The organism is Photobacterium sp. GSS17 (assembly GCF_028621875.1).
Classification (GTDB): domain Bacteria; phylum Pseudomonadota; class Gammaproteobacteria; order Enterobacterales; family Vibrionaceae; genus Photobacterium; species Photobacterium ganghwense.
The window spans coordinates 1,515,878-1,533,613 of sequence record NZ_CP117517.1; the positions used below are offsets into that span (position 1 = coordinate 1,515,878).

The window sequence follows — 17,736 nt, forward strand, 5'->3', positions numbered from 1 at the left end:
TGTTTTTGATTCACTTGTTTTGAATGATGTTGCGGTCAGGTTCAGTGACTCAGCAGCACACCTTCTTTCCCCGCCAGCGTCAGAGACAGCTCGCCATGTTTGCAGCTCCATTCATCCCCGGTCAGCAGATCGGTCAGTGTCCCTTCCTCAATGCCTACCTGCCACAGGGGTAGGGTAAAGGTAGCGGCATGGTCGCTGTTGTTGATTAAACAAAGTGTGGTTTCTTGCTCTGTAGATCGAGAAAAAGCCAGCGCATTATTCTGTCCATGTAGCCACTGCAAGCTACCTTCCTGTAAAGACGGACGCGTCTTCCTCAGCTCAATAAGTTGACGGACATATTGAAAGGTATTGCTGATTTTTTCTGTTGGTTGGGTAATGCGATCCCATGGGAAGCAACGGCGGTTATCCGGATCCATCCCGCCTTCCAGGCCGACTTCAGTACCGTAATACAGACACGGTGTACCGACGTACGCAAACAGCATCAGCAGTGCCAGTTGCATGGTGGCTTCATCGCCATCAAGCAGGGTGAAAAAACGCATGGTGTCATGGCTGTCGAGCTGGTTCAGCTGCGCCAACTGGTTCTGCCACGGAATTTGTGCCCGAGCTTCATCCAGCCAGGCGATCAGTTCTTCGGCGTCAATCTGGCAGTTGTGATAGGCAATATCTTTATGGGCAAAGAAGGCCCGCACCGGGTGGGCGAATCCGAAATAGTTCATTGCTGCATCTTCCTGATCGCCCTGCAACCATTGGGTCGCTTCAAAGAAGTGTTCGCCGAGAATCAGGCAGTCCGGATTTACTGATTTCGCCGCCTCGCGAAAGGCTTTCACGTAATGGGCATTGTTTTTTGCTCCGGCTCCTTCACCCAACATATGAATGACATCAAATCGCCAGCCATCAATATTGTAAGGTGGCCGCAGCCAGGTTTTGATAACGGCGTTGTCACCTGCGTAGAGGTAGTTCTGGACTTTCGGATTGGAGAAATTCAGCTTGGGCAGGGTATCGATGCCGTTCCAGCCGATATACTGGTTGGTGGCGCCGTCAAACTGGTAATAGTCCCGATACGGAGAATCCGGATGATTGTAAGCGCCTGGCGTAGACGTTTGTCTGCCGTATTTATCAAACCACGGATGATCAACCGAGGTGTGGTTAAACACCGCATCAAGGATGATTTTCATATCACGGCGATGAATATCTGCCACCAGTTCGGCAAACTGTGTATTCGTACCTAAGTGCGGATCAATTCGCAGATAGTCGGTGGTGTCGTACTTATGGTTGCTGGGGGCACTGAAAATCGGGTTCAGATAGAGCGTGGTGACGCCGAGTTGAGCCAGGTAATCCAGCTTGGAGTGAATGCCTTGCAGATCGCCACCATAAAACTCACTGGCACCGTTGCGGTTGTCGCACTCTTCATTATTGTCATGGCCGGATACCGCGTCTCCCCACTGTTTGGCGATAACAGGCAGTTGATCCCCTCTCAGGCAATATTCCTGATCCTGAACACTGATTGTCGGATCGCCGTTGCAGAATCGATCCGGGAAGATCTGGTAAAACACTTGCTGTTTCACCCAGCCCGGAGGGTGATCTTGTCGGTTGTATTTAAAATGCTGATGGCGGCTCGGCATTCGCGGGCTGATGCCCTGCGCATGTAACCACCACTGACGGCTGTTCTGCATGACTTTAAAGCAGTAATGCGTCATGGTTTTATCTTGGTTCAGCGGAATTTGACCGTGCCAGAATTGCCGTTTTCCCATCTGCTGGCCACGCTCCATATCGACAAGACGTTCTTCATTGTCGGGTTCGCAGCGAATAAAAATGGCGGTAATTGGCGTGTCAGCATCGCTGACCAGAGTAAGGTTCAGAGTCTGGTCGGTGACTTCAATCCACGATGGATCCTGTCCGTGGAAAAGAAAAGGCGTATTCATCATTGTACTAATAGCCCCCTGTATGGAAGTGTTGATCTACCTTACTGGTTTTGCAGGTAAATAAAATCCTCCTGCCTCAATTTTTGGAGGCGTAGTGCGGGGCGTAGCTGTAATAACAGCCTGTTGCAGCACATTAAAAATGTACGCTTGCGGATTTGACCTGTGTGTCGATGAGAAAAATAAGGTTCGATTTGAACGACATACTGTGATGAAGCCACTCCCCGTCTTTAAGTTAAATGGAGCAGGGGCTGCTGGTCTGGGCGGCGATTTCTTCTTTTCGCAGCGGCATGCTGTCTATCAGCTGGGTCAGATACTGCCAATTGGTGGTATCGCGCCAACGGTATTTTTCTTTGCCGTCTTTACCAATCAGAATGGCGGTATGGCTGCTTTCATCAATGTTGTATTTGAGGGTCAGGCGGCGTACTTCTTCTGGGCTGAGAAGATCGCCAGGTTGGTTAAAGCCGTCTTTCGTCATAACAAATACCATGATGTCCCGCTCTTTGAGCAGGCAATCATTCATCAGAGATTCTTTGAGGAAGCTGTCGACGTGCAGATCTTTTTCAGGTGCAAAGTACAGAATGGTTCGGTGATTCCAGTGAATGGATCCGTAAGGGTAGGCGAGTAGTAGCGGTGATCCGGCCATGAGAAGGAGGATCATCAGCCATTGAACACAAATCTTCATCATCGTTCTCCCTCCGCCGTTGACTGAGTATGGAGAGTGGCTTAGTCAATCACGGTCTGAAGCGGGTTATGGCCGTTGTGCCATTGCCAATATCTAACGACGCGCCTGTCGGATTGGATCAACGATAAGAAACGGTCTGAGTGTCTTACGCAAATAATTGTTGGTTGATCGTCTTAAATCGCCTGCAGCGAAGAAATCTGAGTGTTGTGTCTCAGTATAGAACACCAAGGTGGAAAAAAAGCCGGAGTCACTCCGGCTTGAATAGGCAAGGGCGCAGTGTTAACACTGCGCCGCTAATCTTCCCTCTGAATCACTTTGTGAGCTGTTCGAAAACGTGCCCAATGGCAAAAGCAAGAAGAGGCGGAGGTATAAATTTAGGACACCGTGTATTTGGACAGGTGTTCAGACACATAGTCAATAAACACCCGCAGGCGAGCCGGCATGAACTTGGTTTGCGCAAATTGCAGGGCAATGTCACCTTGATAGTTGCCTTTAATTGTCCAGTCTGCCAGCACCTGTTTCACGCTGCCTTCTTCCAGTGCTTTTTTGATGACAAAATCCGGAAAAATACCGATTCCCAGTCCGTCCATAACACCACGCAGGCGCATCTGGGAGTGGTTAACGGCGTAGCGTCCTGTCACGGCGACCGTGTGGGATTCATTTTCTTTAACAAACTCCCAAATATGATCGGTGGGGGTTTCGCCAAGGTACAGGCAGTCGTGCTGACGTAACTCTGTCGGGTGCATGGGTGTACCGCGTTGTGCCAGATAGTCAGGGCTGCCACATAAGCTCAGGCTGACCTTACCCATTTGCTTTAAAACCAGCCCTTCGGTCGGTTTTTCTGTCAGACGGAAAACCACATCAATCCCTTCCGAGATCAGATCAATCTCTCCATCGCGAGCTTTCAGCTTGAGCTCGATGTCCGGGTACTTCGTTAAAAACGGCAGTACCATCGGCTGAAGTACAATGCTCAAAAACGCTTTCGGCGCTGCGACGGTTAACGAACCCGATGGGGTTGTGTGCTCCGAACTGGTGAACTCAACCACCTGCTTAGTCGCTTCAATCAGCGTACAGCATTGATTGTAAATACCTTTACCGGACTCTGTGATAACCAGTTTACGGGTGGTGCGTTCGAGCAGCTTGGTCGACAGGGTATGCTCCAGACGAGAAAGCTGTTTGCTCAGGGCTGACGGAGTGACGCCGAGTTTGCGGGCGGCTGCGGTAAAACTTCCCTCATCAACCACTATCTTAAAAACGGCCAGCTCCGACATCAGGGCAATTAATGTATTTGTGTCCATAATTCAAGAGTCCTTTTCCGGAAGAGGGGATAATAGTCTGAAAGGGGTTTGATTAGAATGGCGTTACATGAGGTAACCTGTGAAATTAGCATTTTTGCAGGTATGTCACCTAATCTAAAAATGGAAATATTGCAAAAGTAAATAATCATACTATTTACTTCCACCAAGCGGGAGCAGCCTGCGCGGTGTCTTGCCAATAATGAGAGGAACATCATGTCTGCCGCATTTTATGACCAAATCAATCAGCAAATCGAAGACGTTAAAGCTGAAGGTCTGTACAAATCCGAACGTATCATCACTTCAGCGCAGAAAGCTGCTGTTTCTATCAACACCGGTGAAGAAGTACTGAACTTCTGTGCGAACAACTACCTGGGTCTGGCTAACCACCCGGCGCTGATTGAAGCGGCGAAAGAGGGGATGGACACGCACGGTTTCGGTATGGCTTCCGTTCGTTTTATCTGCGGTACGCAGGATTCTCATAAAGAGCTTGAGCGCAAGCTATCTGACTTCCTGGGTATGGAAGATACAATCCTGTACACCTCTTGTTTCGATGCTAACGCCGGTCTGTTCGAGACCATTCTTGGCGCAGAAGATGCCATTATTTCGGATGCACTGAACCACGCGTCTATCATTGACGGTGTGCGTCTGTGTAAAGCAATGCGTTTCCGCTACTCGAACAACAATATGGCAGAGCTGGAGCAGCAACTGATCGCGGCTAATGAAGCGGGTGCACGCCATAAGCTGATCGTGACTGACGGTGTTTTCTCTATGGACGGTGTGGTTGCTAACCTGCCTGCTATCTGTGACTTGGCTGACAAATATGATGCTCTGGTCATGGTTGACGATTCTCACGCTGTTGGTTTCATGGGTGCAAACGGTCGCGGTACTCATGAGTACCACGATGTTATGGGTCGCATCGACATCATTACCGGTACCCTGGGCAAAGCAATGGGTGGTGCATCAGGCGGTTACACCTCTGGTAAAAAAGAAGTGATTGACTGGCTGCGTCAGCGTTCACGTCCGTACCTGTTTTCTAACTCAGTGGCCCCGGCGATTGTTTCAGCTTCACTGCGAGTACTGGATCTGCTGGAAGAAAGCGGTTCACTGCGTGATCAGCTATGGGATAACGCGGCTCACTTCCGTACGCGTATGACTGAAGCCGGCTTTACTCTGGCAGGCGCAGATCACGCCATTATTCCAATCATGCTGGGCGACGCTAAAGTCGCTGCAGAGTTTGCAGAGCGCGCGCTGGCGAAAGGTATTTACGTTATCGGCTTCTCATTCCCGGTTGTACCAAAAGGTCAGGCACGTATTCGAACTCAGATGTCTGCCGCGCATTCGCGTGAGCAACTGGATAAAGCTATCGATGCCTTTATCGAAGTCGGTAAAGACATGGGGATTATCGGCTGATTCAGTGCGATAACAGAACATGGATTTCTAGGGCCGGAGGCAGCCGTGAAACCTGCCTCCGGATCTCTACCCTGCAGTAGGAACAACACATGAAAATCAAAGCTCTTTCTAAACTAAAGCCTGAAGAAGGTATTTGGATGACCGAAGTGGACAAGCCTGAGCTTGGCCACAATGATCTGCTGATTCGTATCAAGAAGACAGCCATCTGCGGTACTGACGTACACATCTACAACTGGGACGAATGGTCACAGAAAACGATCCCGGTTCCTATGGTTGTTGGCCATGAGTACGTGGGTGAAGTTGTAGGTATCGGTCAGGAAGTGCGTGGTTTTGAAATTGGTGACCGTGTTTCCGGTGAAGGCCACATCACTTGTGGTCACTGCCGTAACTGTCGCGGTGGCCGTACGCACCTGTGCCGTAACACTATCGGTGTAGGTGTAAACCGTGAAGGTGCATTTGCCGAATATCTGGTGATTCCTGCGTTTAACGCTTTCAAGATCCCGGCGAACATCTCTGATGATATGGCTGCGATTTTTGACCCGTTTGGTAACGCGGTTCACACGGCACTGTCGTTTGACCTGGTTGGTGAAGATGTGCTGATCACCGGCGCTGGCCCAATTGGTATCATGGCGGCTGCGGTTGCGAAACACGTTGGTGCCCGTCACGTGGTGATCACTGATGTGAACGAATACCGTCTGGATCTGGCGCGTAAAATGGGCGTAACCCGAGCTGTAAACGTTGCCGAAGAGAAACTGGAAGATGTGATGGCCGAGCTGGGCATGACAGAAGGTTTTGACGTGGGCCTGGAAATGTCAGGCGTACCGTCAGCGTTCAACAGCATGCTGACCAGCATGAACCACGGCGGTAAGATTGCACTGCTGGGTATTCCACCGTCAGACATGGGCATCGACTGGAACCAGGTGATCTTCAAAGGTCTGATCATCAAAGGCATCTACGGTCGTGAAATGTTCGAAACTTGGTACAAGATGGCAAGCCTGATCCAATCAGGTCTGGATCTGAACCCAATTATCACTCACCACTTCAAAGTTGATGACTTCCAAAAAGGCTTCGACGCCATGCGTAGCGGGCGTTCCGGCAAGGTCATCCTTGATTGGGAATAAGATTGAGAGCGCTCCGGAAGGGGCGCTTTTTCATTTCCACGGCGCTGTATGCATAAACAGTAGAATGGAAGATGGGGCGGTATTTAGCCCCAAAAAAAGCCCCAATTTAGCCCCAAAGCTAATTACAAAAAAGCCCCAAGGATTCTTGGGGCGTTTTTACTTGTACTGATACATCCACTGCCAAACACGTTGGCAGGTAAATTCGTGCGATCCCACTCTGACCTACCCTTTTCATTCCTTCCAGAGCAAAGCTTGTCAGCACGAGTCATTCCACGCTCATTTGCCCCCGATTTTGCCAATACCTCCGCGTTACTTCAGCATGGCTTAATTGCTAACGGCACCGATGCCCTGGGAACCTGCCCAGATAACCACTCATTCGCCTGAGCACGGCCAACCAGCAATGGCATGCGATGATGGTAAGGAAGGCATTGGTAATCTGCCTCCGCCGTTAGCAACAGCAGTTTCGGTTCGTCTGCTGGAAACCAAATGCCAGCCATATACAGTGGCCGCTGCTCCTCGTGAGCGAACAGGTACTTTTGTTTTCTGGGATTGCCTTCATCTCGCCATTCATACCAACCTGAGCACGGCACCAGACACCGATGGTTCGCCATCGCATCACGAAAGGTTTTCTTCTGAGCCGCCGTTTCCGACTGGGCATTGATGATCATATGGGTTGCCCAGCCTGGCTGAATACCCCAATGCGTCAATAGTGGTTGGTAGCATGCCTGCTGGTGGATCAGCACCGTGACCTCATTGGTCGGCCTCAAGTCCATGTTTTCCTGCGGAGAATACTCGCACTCCATTTCGTCCCTCACCATTTTTGCCAGCCAGCTGTCGATGCTGAATCGTCCACACATAATGCTTACCTTTTCATCTGTTGTTCTATTGAAATGATCGAGCGCTTGCAAAACACCCTGGTAGCGTTGAAAATAATACTGTATATATAAACAGTGTTGTTGCAGTATGAACGTCATCCCAATTTGTGCAAGTGCCGGTATCACAGGTTTTGAGAGTCCGGCAGCCGATTACCTTCAGTTACCACTCAGCCTGGATGAACTCCTGGTTGAACATCCCAGTGCCACTTTTATCGGACGGGCTCAGGGTCGCTCGATGGAAGGGGTCGGGATATTCGATGGCGATATCCTGATTGTAGATCGTCATGTCTCGGTGTCAGACCACGATGTCATCGTCGCTAATTACAATGGTGAATTCGTCTGTAAGATCATCGATATTCGCCAGAGGCGATTGCTCTCAGCCGCCTCTGGGTATCCGCCGCTCTGGATAAGTGGCGATGATCAGTTCTCTGTCGAAGGCGTCGTGGTTCGTTCAATACGCTGCCACCGGGCCAGCCGGTTATTGGAGGCCTGATGTTTGCCCTGGTTGATGCCAACAGTTTCTATTGCTCTGCCGAGCAGGTCTACCGGCCAGACTGGCGTGGAAGGCCGATCATTGTGCTCAGCAATAATGACGGTTGTATCGTGGCCGCAAACCGGCAGGCGCGAGAAGCTGGCATTGAAAAATTCAAGCCGTACTTTGAAGTGAAGGGGCTGTGCAAAGCCAAAGGCGTGATTGTCTGCTCATCCAACTACGAGCTCTATGGAGACTTGTCCGGCAAAATGATGGAAGTGATCGGCCGCTTTGCCCCAGAGCAACATATCTACTCCATTGATGAATCCTTTCTTTCCTTTCAGCACTGCAGTAAAGCTATCCCTGATTTTGCAGAGCATGCTGCTTTGCTCAGACGAACGGTATGGAAAGAATGTCGGTTGCCTGTCTGTGTCGGAATGGCACCAACGCTGACGCTGGCCAAGGTGGCTAACCACGCGGCGAAGAAAATTTCCGGTTATCAGGGCGTTTGTGTGTTGGACGAGAGCAGAGTATGGCGTTCAGTACTGGCTCAGATGATGACCCGAGACATATGGGGAATCGGTGGGCGTATTGCCAGGCGGTTATCACTGATGGGGATTGAAACGGCGTTGCAGCTGGCCGATATGCCCCCAGGCCTTGCCAGAAAGCAGTTTAATGTCGAACTGGAGCGGACAGTTCGAGAACTCAACGGTCAGCCTTGCAAAGTCTGGGATGAGGCGAGAGCAGACAAGAAACAGATCTTCTCAACCCGCAGTATGGGGCAGCGCATTACCTCCCTGACCGAACTGGAGCAGGCACTGTGCAAGCATGCTGGCATAGCGGCCGCTAAGGCTCGACGACAACAATCATTGTGCCGCCATATACTCATTTTTGCGGGAAACTCACCGTACGATGAAGAGCCAGTGAGCAGACGTTTTCAGTATAGGTTTGCCTGCGCGACAGATGACACCCGGCAATTAACACAACTCGCATCTCAAGCCGCCAAATCACTCTTTATTCCGGGTGTACGCTACTACAAAGTGGGTGTCGGAATAATCGACCTAGAAGACGCCCGCCATGCCCAGCAAGACTTGTTCAACACTTCTCCATCAAACCCAACACTGATGAAAGCTTTCGATGGCATCAATGGAAAGTTTGGTTCAGATACCGTGTTTATAGCCGCTCAGGGAGTCACCCCTAAGTGGGCCATGCGCCGTGAATTTCTGTCCCCACAGTACACCACCAAGTGGCGGGATTTACCGATTATCAAATGCGGCTAGTGTATTGATAACTCATTGATAGATTAACATTACTAAGTTAACGGTGGATTCAAAAAGTGGGGGCAGGTCACCTTATCACCACCAAAGTCGTTTCTGGACAAAAGTGAGTTAGATTTGACGCTCAATGTCGATCACTTTAGATAAATTGGATTTGCTAAATCTAAGTAGACAACGTTGTTTTTTAGTGACGTAGTTGATGTCTAATCACTTCATTACCTTTGAATTAATAGCGGTATGTCAACAATGTGTACACAAGCTCAGTATCGGATATTCACATAGTGATATATTTTTGAGTGAAAATCCTTTTAAGGAAGCCTTAAGAAAATGCTTTCTAATCTGGCTGGAACGAGAAGACACGAATTATGACTACCGAGAATCAATTCATTAAAATTGGAAGTGCTCCCGATGTTATCGAGTTAACTCCAAAGGAAGGCGACTCCAACTCATTTACAACCGTATCTACCTCGATATGGGGAGAGCATGGTACAGAAATTTCTATAGAAAAACTTCGTCAGCAAATCGAACCATGGTTAACAGCTTTGTTTCAATCAGAACACCTAAACTTATTAATTGGCGCGGGATTAAGCACATCAGTTCAAATGTCGGCTACTGGTGAACCGCCGGTTGGTATGGGGTGGATAAAAGATTTATCCGTTTACAAGGCTGAGATAGATAAGTTTGCAGAGGAGGCTGCTGAAAAATCAGGTCGACAAGGAGGAAATATCGAAGATCAGATTCGTGCAATCAGCGAGCTTATTCGTGGGCTAGAAATAATGACAATTTTAAATCCAGTCCCACCACCACAACAACCTCTTGATCCAAATCCTCCCTATAGAGACTTAAAATATGAGCTAACAGCTCTAAAAAAAGAGCTTTCTAGATCTATGGGGAAATTCTCTGAATCAGTCAGTAACGGCGAATATCTGATAAAACATGCTGAATTGGATAAGAAAGAAGAAACATTTAACTATCTTGTTAGTTTCTTGATGAGCTTTGCCAGCAGAACAGCCACGCGTGATAGGTTACATATTTTTACCACAAACTATGACCGTATCATTGAAGTAGGAGCCGAGCTGGCAGGTTTGAGACTCATCGACAGATTCGTAGGTAGTTTAGCTCCCGTTTTCCGTTCTTCACGATTAGAAGTAGATTACCACTATAATCCGCCGGGTATCAGAGGAGAGCCTAGGTATCTAGAAGGTGTTGCAAGATTCACCAAGCTACATGGTTCATTAGATTGGCACGAGCAAGATGGCGCTATTCGAAGGTTTGGTTTACCTTTTGGCGCAAAATCGGTTGAACCTTTTTTGGAAGCAGAAGGCCACGGTGCTAACGGTTTCGAACAGCTGATGATTTATCCAAACTCGGTAAAAGATCGAGAAACTGCAGAATATCCATATGTGGAACTGTTTAGGGATCTGGCAGCCGCCACAAGCAGGCCAAATAGTGCTCTAGTTACTTACGGATACAGCTTCGGTGACGAACACATTAATAGAGTAATTGAAGACATGCTAACGGTTCCATCGACTCATCTTGTGATCATTGCTTTCGGTGACCCTCTCGGTCGAATAATGCGTTTTTACAGTGCAAGTCCACGAAAAGCACAAATCACATTATTGATGGGAACGCATTTGGGCGATCTGAAAACACTCGTTGAAAACTACCTACCTAAGCCTGCGATAGATAGAACTTCTATCAAAATGGCTGACTTGCTTAAGCAACGAGGTTTCTTACAAAGTGATAGCTCAGCAATGACTGGTGGGGGGGCTGAACTATGAGCTACTTGCCGATTGAAAGATTAGAGCAACTTCGAGTTGGTAGTGTCGATTTCGTATCTCCGAATGAAATCAAAGTATCTCTAGAAATTGACTCCCCTGATTCTGTATCGCTTCAAGGAGGGGCACCTCGTAACTTTCCCCGAATTAATAGCTACATACTAGTTAGTAGCGATGATGGTTACCTTGTAGGCCAAGTAGAATGGATAGCAGTAGAACGCTCTCCATATCCTAAAAGAAAGGGGTTGCAAGACTTCGGGCTAATCGACCTACCATTCCCAATCAAAAAATTAAGTGTGAATCCTGTTGGAACACTCAGAAGAAATACGGATAGCTTTAAGTTCACCCGCGGGACAGATGCTTTCCCATCTGTAGGGGATTCTGTTTTACTGCCAACTGACGAACAGCTGAAAGCTATTATAGAGTCAGGGGATAACAGGCGAGTCAAAATTGGTGAAAGTCCCTTAGCAAATAATGCAGAGATCATGGTTGACCCAGATAGATTATTCGGTCGCCATATCGCGGTTCTAGGTAATACTGGTAGTGGTAAATCGTGCTCGGTAGCGGGGCTTATCCAGTGGTCGTTAGATGCTGCAACAATGGAGGGAAAGCTTCCTAACGCAAGATTCATTGTTCTCGATCCAAATGGTGAATATAGTCGCGCATTTGGAGCAAAATCCAAATACAAAGGAAAAGTGTTGCGTGTAGAAGCCAAAGCTGAAAATGGAGAACAGAACCTTAAGGTTCCCTCGTGGCTTTGGAATAGCTCAGAATGGGGAGCGTTCACGCAAGCAAGTCCTAAAGTACAATTACCGTTGCTACGTCGCGCATTAAGAGCTATGAGAAATGATGTATCTACTCAAGATGACGTTACTATCCAAGCCAAGCACTTCTGTGGTGTCTTATTAGTTTCCTTGAGACAGACCATTAGCCAAGGGAAAATTTATACAGATGTTGGTCCTGCCAAAGGCTTCGCCGAAAGCCTGTCTTCATGGAGTACAAGTCTTCTTGCATTGAAGGACAAAATAGCTGACGCATCCTTAGATACAGCAATCGACTCTATAGAAAGTTATCTATCAACAAGGCGTGGTATTGACTGGCCAGCAAAACCGACAATCCTTGATACTGATAAACTGCTTGAAGACTTAAGAACTTGTTACGAAGCTCTCGGTGGGAATGAATGTGAACTACTTCCAAAAAGTGAAGATACACCGATTAGGTTCGAAGGAGAGGACTTTGTATCGTATCTTGAGGTTCTTGCACAAGAAACAGGCACTGAGCAATTTGTAGATTTTCTACTTACGCGAATTCGTACAATGTTAGGCGATACAAGAATAAGTGAAATTACGAATGATACTCAAGAGCCAGTTTCTTTAGAGAATTGGTTGAGCACATTTTTAGGTGAAAAGTCAGGTTGCAGCCTCACCGTTATTGACCTGTCTCTTGTTCCAAATGAAATTGTTCATTTGATGACAGCCGTAATATCTCGCGTTACCTTTGAAGCTCTTCAGCGTTACAGAAAGATAAATGGTGTAGCTCTTCCTACTGTTATGGTGGCCGAAGAAGCTCATACTTTTATAAAAAGATACAAAGAAGACAGCGAAAGCCAAAGTGTGTCAGACATTTGTTGTAAGGTGTTTGAGAAAATTGCACGTGAAGGACGAAAGTTTGGTTTGGGCTTAGTTGTTTCTTCACAACGACCCTCTGAGCTTTCACCAACTGTATTATCACAATGTAATACCTTTTTACTTCATAGAATAAGTAATGACAGGGATCAGGAGCAAGTTCACCGGTTAGTGCCAGATAACATGAGGGGACTGTTACGAGAACTCCCTTCCCTTCCTTCACGACATGCTATTTTACTCGGGTGGGCATCAGAATTGCCTGTTTTAGTCAGGATGAATGAACTATCTGAGCATCAAAGACCACAGTCGGATGACCCAGATTTCTGGAATGTTTGGTCAAGTTCAGCTGAGCAGCGAGATGTTAATTGGAAACCAATTGTCGATGATTGGTTGGTGCAAACAGAGTAATAGAACGAGGGAGGTATACTCCCTTCTATTTTGCAGATAATGATGTGGCTCGAGCAACAAAGCGCTTTTTCCGGACAAATTTCATACTGCGCTCTAAATTTTCCGCAGAGCGCGATGTTTCCACGAGAGTTCGTCATCACCAGAGGGAGGCTGAATGATCATTAATTTACCAGAATCGAGTGAGTTCAAAAACTTAAGTATTCAATATCTAGCTCAAGCAATAGACCATGTATTTAGGACTGAGCTAATTATTTCACCTGCCGCCTTAGTATCAAGTTTCGGCGATTTTGATGAGGAATGGGAGAACAGGCAAGGAGTGCTTGGAAACTCTTTAATAATGCTATTCCTTAGCATTGAAAACTACTTCAAATATGAAGTTAGTCAGTTAGACCCTCACGAAATTTTAACTGTTGAATCGAGAGAGTGCATAGATTCATCAGAATCATATGAATTTGAGACCCTATTTTTGATTGGCTTAGATGAGCTTATATCAAAATACCAACGTATTGATGGAAAGGCATTATCTGGGTCTGCATTAGCGATGCTAGAAGATCTTAGAGTTCGAAGAAACAAGTTTACACATGGTTTGCATAGAGAACTTATGGAGCCAAACTACATTGTTGAGTCAATAGCTGAGTATTTAACCAACATTTGGGGGGCTACTTGGATATCAGAATTCAGGGAAGTTATGCTGACCGAGCCTCTATATGGTCTATTCGATGAAGATGAAGAAAACATGCAGCTTCTTCAGTACTACAAGTTCTTTGAAGACTACTTATCTCAGAGGAAGTTCAGGAAACTAATAGGAATGCCTTTACGTGGCAGACGTTACTTATGTCCACATTGCCAAGAGAACTCAATTGAATCAGGTGGTCTTGTTGAAGCAACTTATGCGTGTTTGGAACCGAATGAACCAGATTCTGTCGAATTATATTGTTGGTTATGCCATAAATATGCAGAAGTTGAGAGGACACACTGTGAAATGCAATCATGTCCCTCAAATGTAATTTATCCAAAGGATACTTATAAATCACATACAAGTAATATATGCCTTACTTGTGGCAGTGAACAAGGAAGCTAAAGTTTCAAGATCCTTTATCTAGTATTTTTTGGTGCGTTAGAGTCAAAAATAAAACGAGTTTCCGTCCAGTTGTGAGCTACGATAACAACAAACCGCCTTCCGGCGGTTTACTTCTTCTGAACCTTCTGCAACTCTCCCCACACCCGATCGGACTCTTTCTTGTTCGATTCCGTTAACCACTTCCCATACACCTTGGCGACCATGGTGATGTCGGCGTGACCCATTTGCTGCGCCAGGTAACTGACATTGACGTTCGCGTGGGTGATCATCCAGCTGGCGTAGGTGTGCCGCAACTGGTACTGATTTCGGTGTGGAATGCCGGCCTTTTGGCAAAGGGCTTCCCAGACTTTGCCTAGTGCGCGTTTCCCGTAATAGTCGTAGTCGCTGCACTTTTGCTCTCGAACGGCCTTTGGGTTGAAGACGAAACGGAGCTTCTCTTGGCGATAGGCTTGGCCGGGCAACTCAACATCATAGTCTTTGGCCGGAAACAAATACGTTAAGTGGCGTTGCGCTTTCAGTGCTTCAATGGCTGGTGGCAGTAAATCAACAAAACGCTCTTTGTCGGTCTTGGTGGTTTTGAGGCCACGTCTGTCATAGGTTGATCGCCGGATGTGAATGGTGTTGTTTTCAAAGTCCACATCTTCCCAGGCGAGGGCACACAACTCGCCGCTGCGTATGCCGGTGTATACCAGCAACGTGATCATATTCCTGTGCTGCAGCTGGTGGCATTCAGCCAGTGCTTTGGTAATTTCGTCGACCGAGAAAGGCTGTATGTCGACCTCGTTCTCTTTAACTCGGGTTAACACCTCAGAAAGGTCGCGCTCGACGTACTCCATTTTGTGTAACCAGGCCAGAAAGGCATTAATAGTCACCAAGTTGCGGTTAATCGTCCGGCCACTTTTCCCTTTAACCAGCTCCTGCCGAAATTGCGTGAGTGACCGGGGTGATAGCGTGTCGCAGCTTCGGTTTGCACCGTAGAGTTCCAGAAAGTCACGCAGCACCCACTCATACCGCTGGTGAGTCGAACGGCGAATATCGTGCGATTTGGACTCAAGAAACCGTTTGGCGAGATGCCCCAAGTCTAATGCCTTCGGCTTGCCCGACGCATGTTTAGATTCCGGAAAGTGTGCCGCATAGTTAAAGGTACCGATTTTCATTTCATAAAGAATGGCCTCGCGCTTGCGCATGGCGAAGTTGATGTTTTGTTTCGTAGGCGGTAAACCGAGTGTTTCTCTGAATCGCTTGCCTTTGTGATAAAAAACTATACGCAAGTGATTACCATGAACTTCAATACCTGGTGGCAGGTTGTTCAAGCTTGCATTCGGTGCCATCGGTTCCATTCCTCAATATCTACCATCCAGGTGCCGTGAATCTTTCTCATGACAGTGGATGGATAGAACCCGTCACGAGCTTTTTCTCGCAATGTTTTGGTGCTCAGGCCAATTTCTTCAGAAGCCTTCTTCAGCGTAACAATCGCGATTTGAGATCTACTCATGTATGTGACCTATATATCTGGTTTTGTTGTTGAAGGTAACCACCAGTAACGGGCGGAACTGGTGGTTGACTTGTTAAACTACCGACTCAATGCGCGGTATTGCTTGATGCGTGGTGTGCCTTATTCAGCGCCAGCATGGTTAAGGTGTCTTTGGCAGCATCATGCAACGCGTGATGCTTGACGAAACCGGCAGGATTCTTTTCAACCACATAGCCGTTACGCGAGTCAGCCAGAATATCAATGGTTGTACGAACGCAGCGGAAACGGTTGTAGGTCCAGGGAGTCAGTAACTCAAGCTGCTCATAGGCATGCTCCAGAATGCCCCCGTCAAAGTCGTAGCCACGGCAAAACACTTGTCCGCCGTCTTTAGTCAGGGGAAGCACGTGAGCACAAAGGTGGATGTGCAGCTTCAACAAAGCATCTTTAATGCTGATGTCTGTCGGGCTGGGTGCCAGCACATGCCGCGCCGCTTCACCTTGGCGTTCCCACCATTCCATCTTACTGGCGGATTCGGTGAAACCGGCTGGAAAGCTGGATAAATCGAGAGTCAAATACAGGCTGCTTTCCCGGTTGCACAGCTCATCAAAGCTGACGTTCTCTCCCCAGTTGAAGGGAACCACGCCAATGCTGAGAATCTTCGAGGTGTTTGCTGTGTCAGTGGATTCGATGTCGATAGTGACGTTTTCGTAATGCATGGTAGTCCCTTACAGTAGTTTGCTGGCTTGATCGGCAAAGTCGTTAAGCAGATCGGACGTGAGTTCAGTTGAAACCGGGAGGGCTTGCTGACTCCCCATCCATTTTCTTGGTTTTCATGCCGTATCAGCTTCAGATCAACCACCTGTCCCAGAGGGAAGAGGTAATACGGCTTGCCGACCGTAATCACCCCGTGTTTTGTTTGAAATGTTGTAGCCATGTTTCCTCGCAAGAAGCGCCCTAATGAAAGGGCGCGTTAACCCGTTATGAAGTGAACGAACCGATAAAAGTGTCGATTTCGATGCTTTCAGACAGGAACTTGGCTTGAAGTTTCTCTTGGAACTCTTCGCCCATCTCTTCCTGATGCTGCTCTAATTTCTTGATGCGCAGAACCAGCGTATCGTTCCCGATGGTGCTCATGCGTAGTTCAAATACACGCTCATCAAGCCCCAGGTACGGTTCGCAGGTGAACTTGAACACGGCTGGCATTGGGAATTCTTCTTTGGTACGAACAGCAACCGACTCATACTCTGATTGGTGTTGGCTGAAATCATCAACACTTGATTCACGGCCAGCTCTTGCTTCGAACTTCATGTTACGAACCGCGGCAGACGCGATCGCGTTATCAATGACGTCACCGGTAGTCGAAAACACTTGAATAGCCGTGCTGTAATCTTCGATCCACTCGGCCAGCTGCTTTTGTCCGAGGCGCTCTTCATTCACGTTCAGTAGGGATCGAAACAGTGCTGTTTTACGCAAGGTAAGTTGCGCCTGGTGTTTGCAATGGCCGGGAACGTTGTGAGTGCCCAAGTCAAAGATGGTTAGCGCAGACATGTTGTCGGCGTTAATAAAACACTGGTTTCCTTCTGTCTGATATTCTTCGTGGTAGCGAACAAATTCATCAATGTTGGCCGTTTTCATCAGGCCGCGGAAAGTGTTGCGGTTAGGCATGTAGCTTTCCAGATTGTGCAGTTCGAAGTTTGCAGGTAGCGCCGCAACAGGAAACCCTGCAACGGCCAGCTGGGCCAGAAACTCTTTAGCGCTGCCGGTTTCCTGAATGTGTTGAATAGCAGATTTGTCCATGCTCATGATTATTCTCTTTCTGTTATTGAATAGGGTGGTGTGTATTAGCCGCGAACTTCCCGCAGCATGGTGTCTTCCATAACGACTTGGCCGTGAATGTCTTCCTTTGGTCGGTCGTAGGTCAGTTTGCCGCCTTTCCCTACATACGCGATTGAGGTGTACTGGAAGTCTTCACTCTTGGCGCCGAAACCTGCTTTGGGTTCTTTCACCGACATGTTTACCGTGATTTCAACCATCTCGTTGTTGGTGCCCATTGGCTTCAACTTGAGATCCATCTTCACGTTGCCGACTTTGTCGCTGTAAGAAACAGCTCGGGCAACGTTCGACAAGGCCAGTCCCATTACATTTGAGATGACCCCGCCATCAAGCTCTTGCATCAGCTTGGGGAAGTTGGTGGTGCGATCCTCAACACTGAGGTTTCCGGCTTCTTGTTTCTGCATCGTTTTTCCTCGCAATTTGTCAGGTGGCTACGTTTTGTGTTTTCAATGTACACATATCGTGTCTATCGGTCAAACA

Annotated in this window: 16 protein-coding genes; 7 read left to right on the plus strand and 9 right to left on the minus strand. The window is 47.7% G+C overall.

Annotated features, from left to right (window positions below):
• Positions 1 to 41: 41 nt before the first annotated feature.
• From malZ to PGW97_RS06685, 3 genes are all read right to left on the minus strand, one after another.
• Complete coding sequence (malZ, locus tag PGW97_RS06675) at positions 42 to 1,922, minus strand: maltodextrin glucosidase (protein ID WP_443147120.1); 1,881 nt, start codon at positions 1,920 to 1,922, stop codon at positions 42 to 44.
• Between the two features lie 232 nt (positions 1,923 to 2,154).
• Positions 2,155 to 2,604: a DUF4174 domain-containing protein gene (locus PGW97_RS06680; RefSeq protein ID WP_273859379.1), complete on the minus strand. Its 450-nt coding sequence runs from the start codon at positions 2,602 to 2,604 to the stop codon at positions 2,155 to 2,157.
• A gap of 374 nt (positions 2,605 to 2,978) precedes the next feature.
• Positions 2,979 to 3,902 carry a LysR family transcriptional regulator gene (locus PGW97_RS06685; protein WP_047885604.1) on the minus strand — a complete coding sequence of 308 codons (924 nt, stop codon included), beginning with the start codon at positions 3,900 to 3,902 and terminating at the stop codon, positions 2,979 to 2,981.
• A 213-nt stretch (positions 3,903 to 4,115) separates the two neighbouring features.
• Here PGW97_RS06685 and PGW97_RS06690 point away from each other — a divergent pair, with 213 nt between their 5' ends.
• Positions 4,116 to 5,312, plus strand: a complete 1,197-nt coding sequence (locus PGW97_RS06690; RefSeq protein WP_047885603.1) for a glycine C-acetyltransferase — start codon at positions 4,116 to 4,118, stop codon at positions 5,310 to 5,312.
• A gap of 89 nt (positions 5,313 to 5,401) precedes the next feature.
• Positions 5,402 to 6,433 (plus strand): L-threonine 3-dehydrogenase, encoded by a 1,032-nt coding sequence (gene tdh, locus PGW97_RS06695; protein ID WP_047885602.1) that lies wholly within the window; start codon positions 5,402 to 5,404, stop codon positions 6,431 to 6,433.
• A gap of 314 nt (positions 6,434 to 6,747) precedes the next feature.
• Here the strand turns inward: tdh and PGW97_RS06700 are convergent, their stop codons facing one another.
• On the minus strand, positions 6,748 to 7,290 hold the full coding sequence (locus PGW97_RS06700) for an SOS response-associated peptidase (RefSeq protein ID WP_273859380.1): 543 nt from the start codon (positions 7,288 to 7,290) through the stop codon (positions 6,748 to 6,750).
• 106 nt (positions 7,291 to 7,396) lie between these two features.
• Between PGW97_RS06700 and PGW97_RS06705 the strand changes: the two genes are divergently transcribed.
• From PGW97_RS06705 to PGW97_RS06725, 5 genes are all read left to right on the plus strand, one after another.
• Positions 7,397 to 7,801, plus strand: a complete 405-nt coding sequence (locus PGW97_RS06705; RefSeq protein WP_047885595.1) for a LexA family protein — start codon at positions 7,397 to 7,399, stop codon at positions 7,799 to 7,801.
• Entirely contained in the window at positions 7,801 to 9,060 is a 1,260-nt protein-coding gene (locus PGW97_RS06710) for a Y-family DNA polymerase (protein ID WP_273859381.1), read from the plus strand. Before PGW97_RS06705 ends, PGW97_RS06710 begins: the two co-directional genes overlap by 1 nt.
• Before the next feature lie 362 nt (positions 9,061 to 9,422).
• A complete protein-coding gene (locus tag PGW97_RS06715; protein WP_273859382.1) occupies positions 9,423 to 10,838 on the plus strand; it encodes an SIR2 family protein in 1,416 nt (471 codons plus the stop codon).
• Positions 10,835 to 12,868 (plus strand): ATP-binding protein, encoded by a 2,034-nt coding sequence (locus PGW97_RS06720; RefSeq protein ID WP_273859383.1) that lies wholly within the window; start codon positions 10,835 to 10,837, stop codon positions 12,866 to 12,868. The genes PGW97_RS06715 and PGW97_RS06720 overlap by 4 nt, the downstream gene beginning before the upstream one ends.
• A gap of 154 nt (positions 12,869 to 13,022) precedes the next feature.
• Complete coding sequence (locus PGW97_RS06725; protein WP_273859384.1) at positions 13,023 to 13,949, plus strand: hypothetical protein; 927 nt, start codon at positions 13,023 to 13,025, stop codon at positions 13,947 to 13,949.
• Between the two features lie 107 nt (positions 13,950 to 14,056).
• Here the strand turns inward: PGW97_RS06725 and PGW97_RS06730 are convergent, their stop codons facing one another.
• The 5 genes from PGW97_RS06730 to PGW97_RS06750 all read right to left on the minus strand — a co-directional run bounded on the left by PGW97_RS06730 (position 14,057) and on the right by PGW97_RS06750 (position 17,660).
• Entirely contained in the window at positions 14,057 to 15,280 is a 1,224-nt protein-coding gene (locus PGW97_RS06730) for a site-specific integrase (RefSeq protein WP_273859385.1), read from the minus strand.
• Positions 15,259 to 15,444: a hypothetical protein gene (locus PGW97_RS06735; protein ID WP_084712572.1), complete on the minus strand. Its 186-nt coding sequence runs from the start codon at positions 15,442 to 15,444 to the stop codon at positions 15,259 to 15,261. Before PGW97_RS06735 ends, PGW97_RS06730 begins: the two co-directional genes overlap by 22 nt.
• Positions 15,445 to 15,530: 86 nt before the next feature.
• Complete coding sequence (locus tag PGW97_RS06740; protein WP_273859386.1) at positions 15,531 to 16,139, minus strand: 3'-5' exonuclease; 609 nt, start codon at positions 16,137 to 16,139, stop codon at positions 15,531 to 15,533.
• 262 nt (positions 16,140 to 16,401) lie between these two features.
• Entirely contained in the window at positions 16,402 to 17,226 is an 825-nt protein-coding gene (locus tag PGW97_RS06745; protein WP_273859387.1) for a DUF2303 family protein, read from the minus strand.
• Positions 17,227 to 17,264: 38 nt separating this feature from the next.
• Complete coding sequence (locus tag PGW97_RS06750; RefSeq protein ID WP_047885587.1) at positions 17,265 to 17,660, minus strand: hypothetical protein; 396 nt, start codon at positions 17,658 to 17,660, stop codon at positions 17,265 to 17,267.
• Positions 17,661 to 17,736 lie beyond the last annotated feature (76 nt).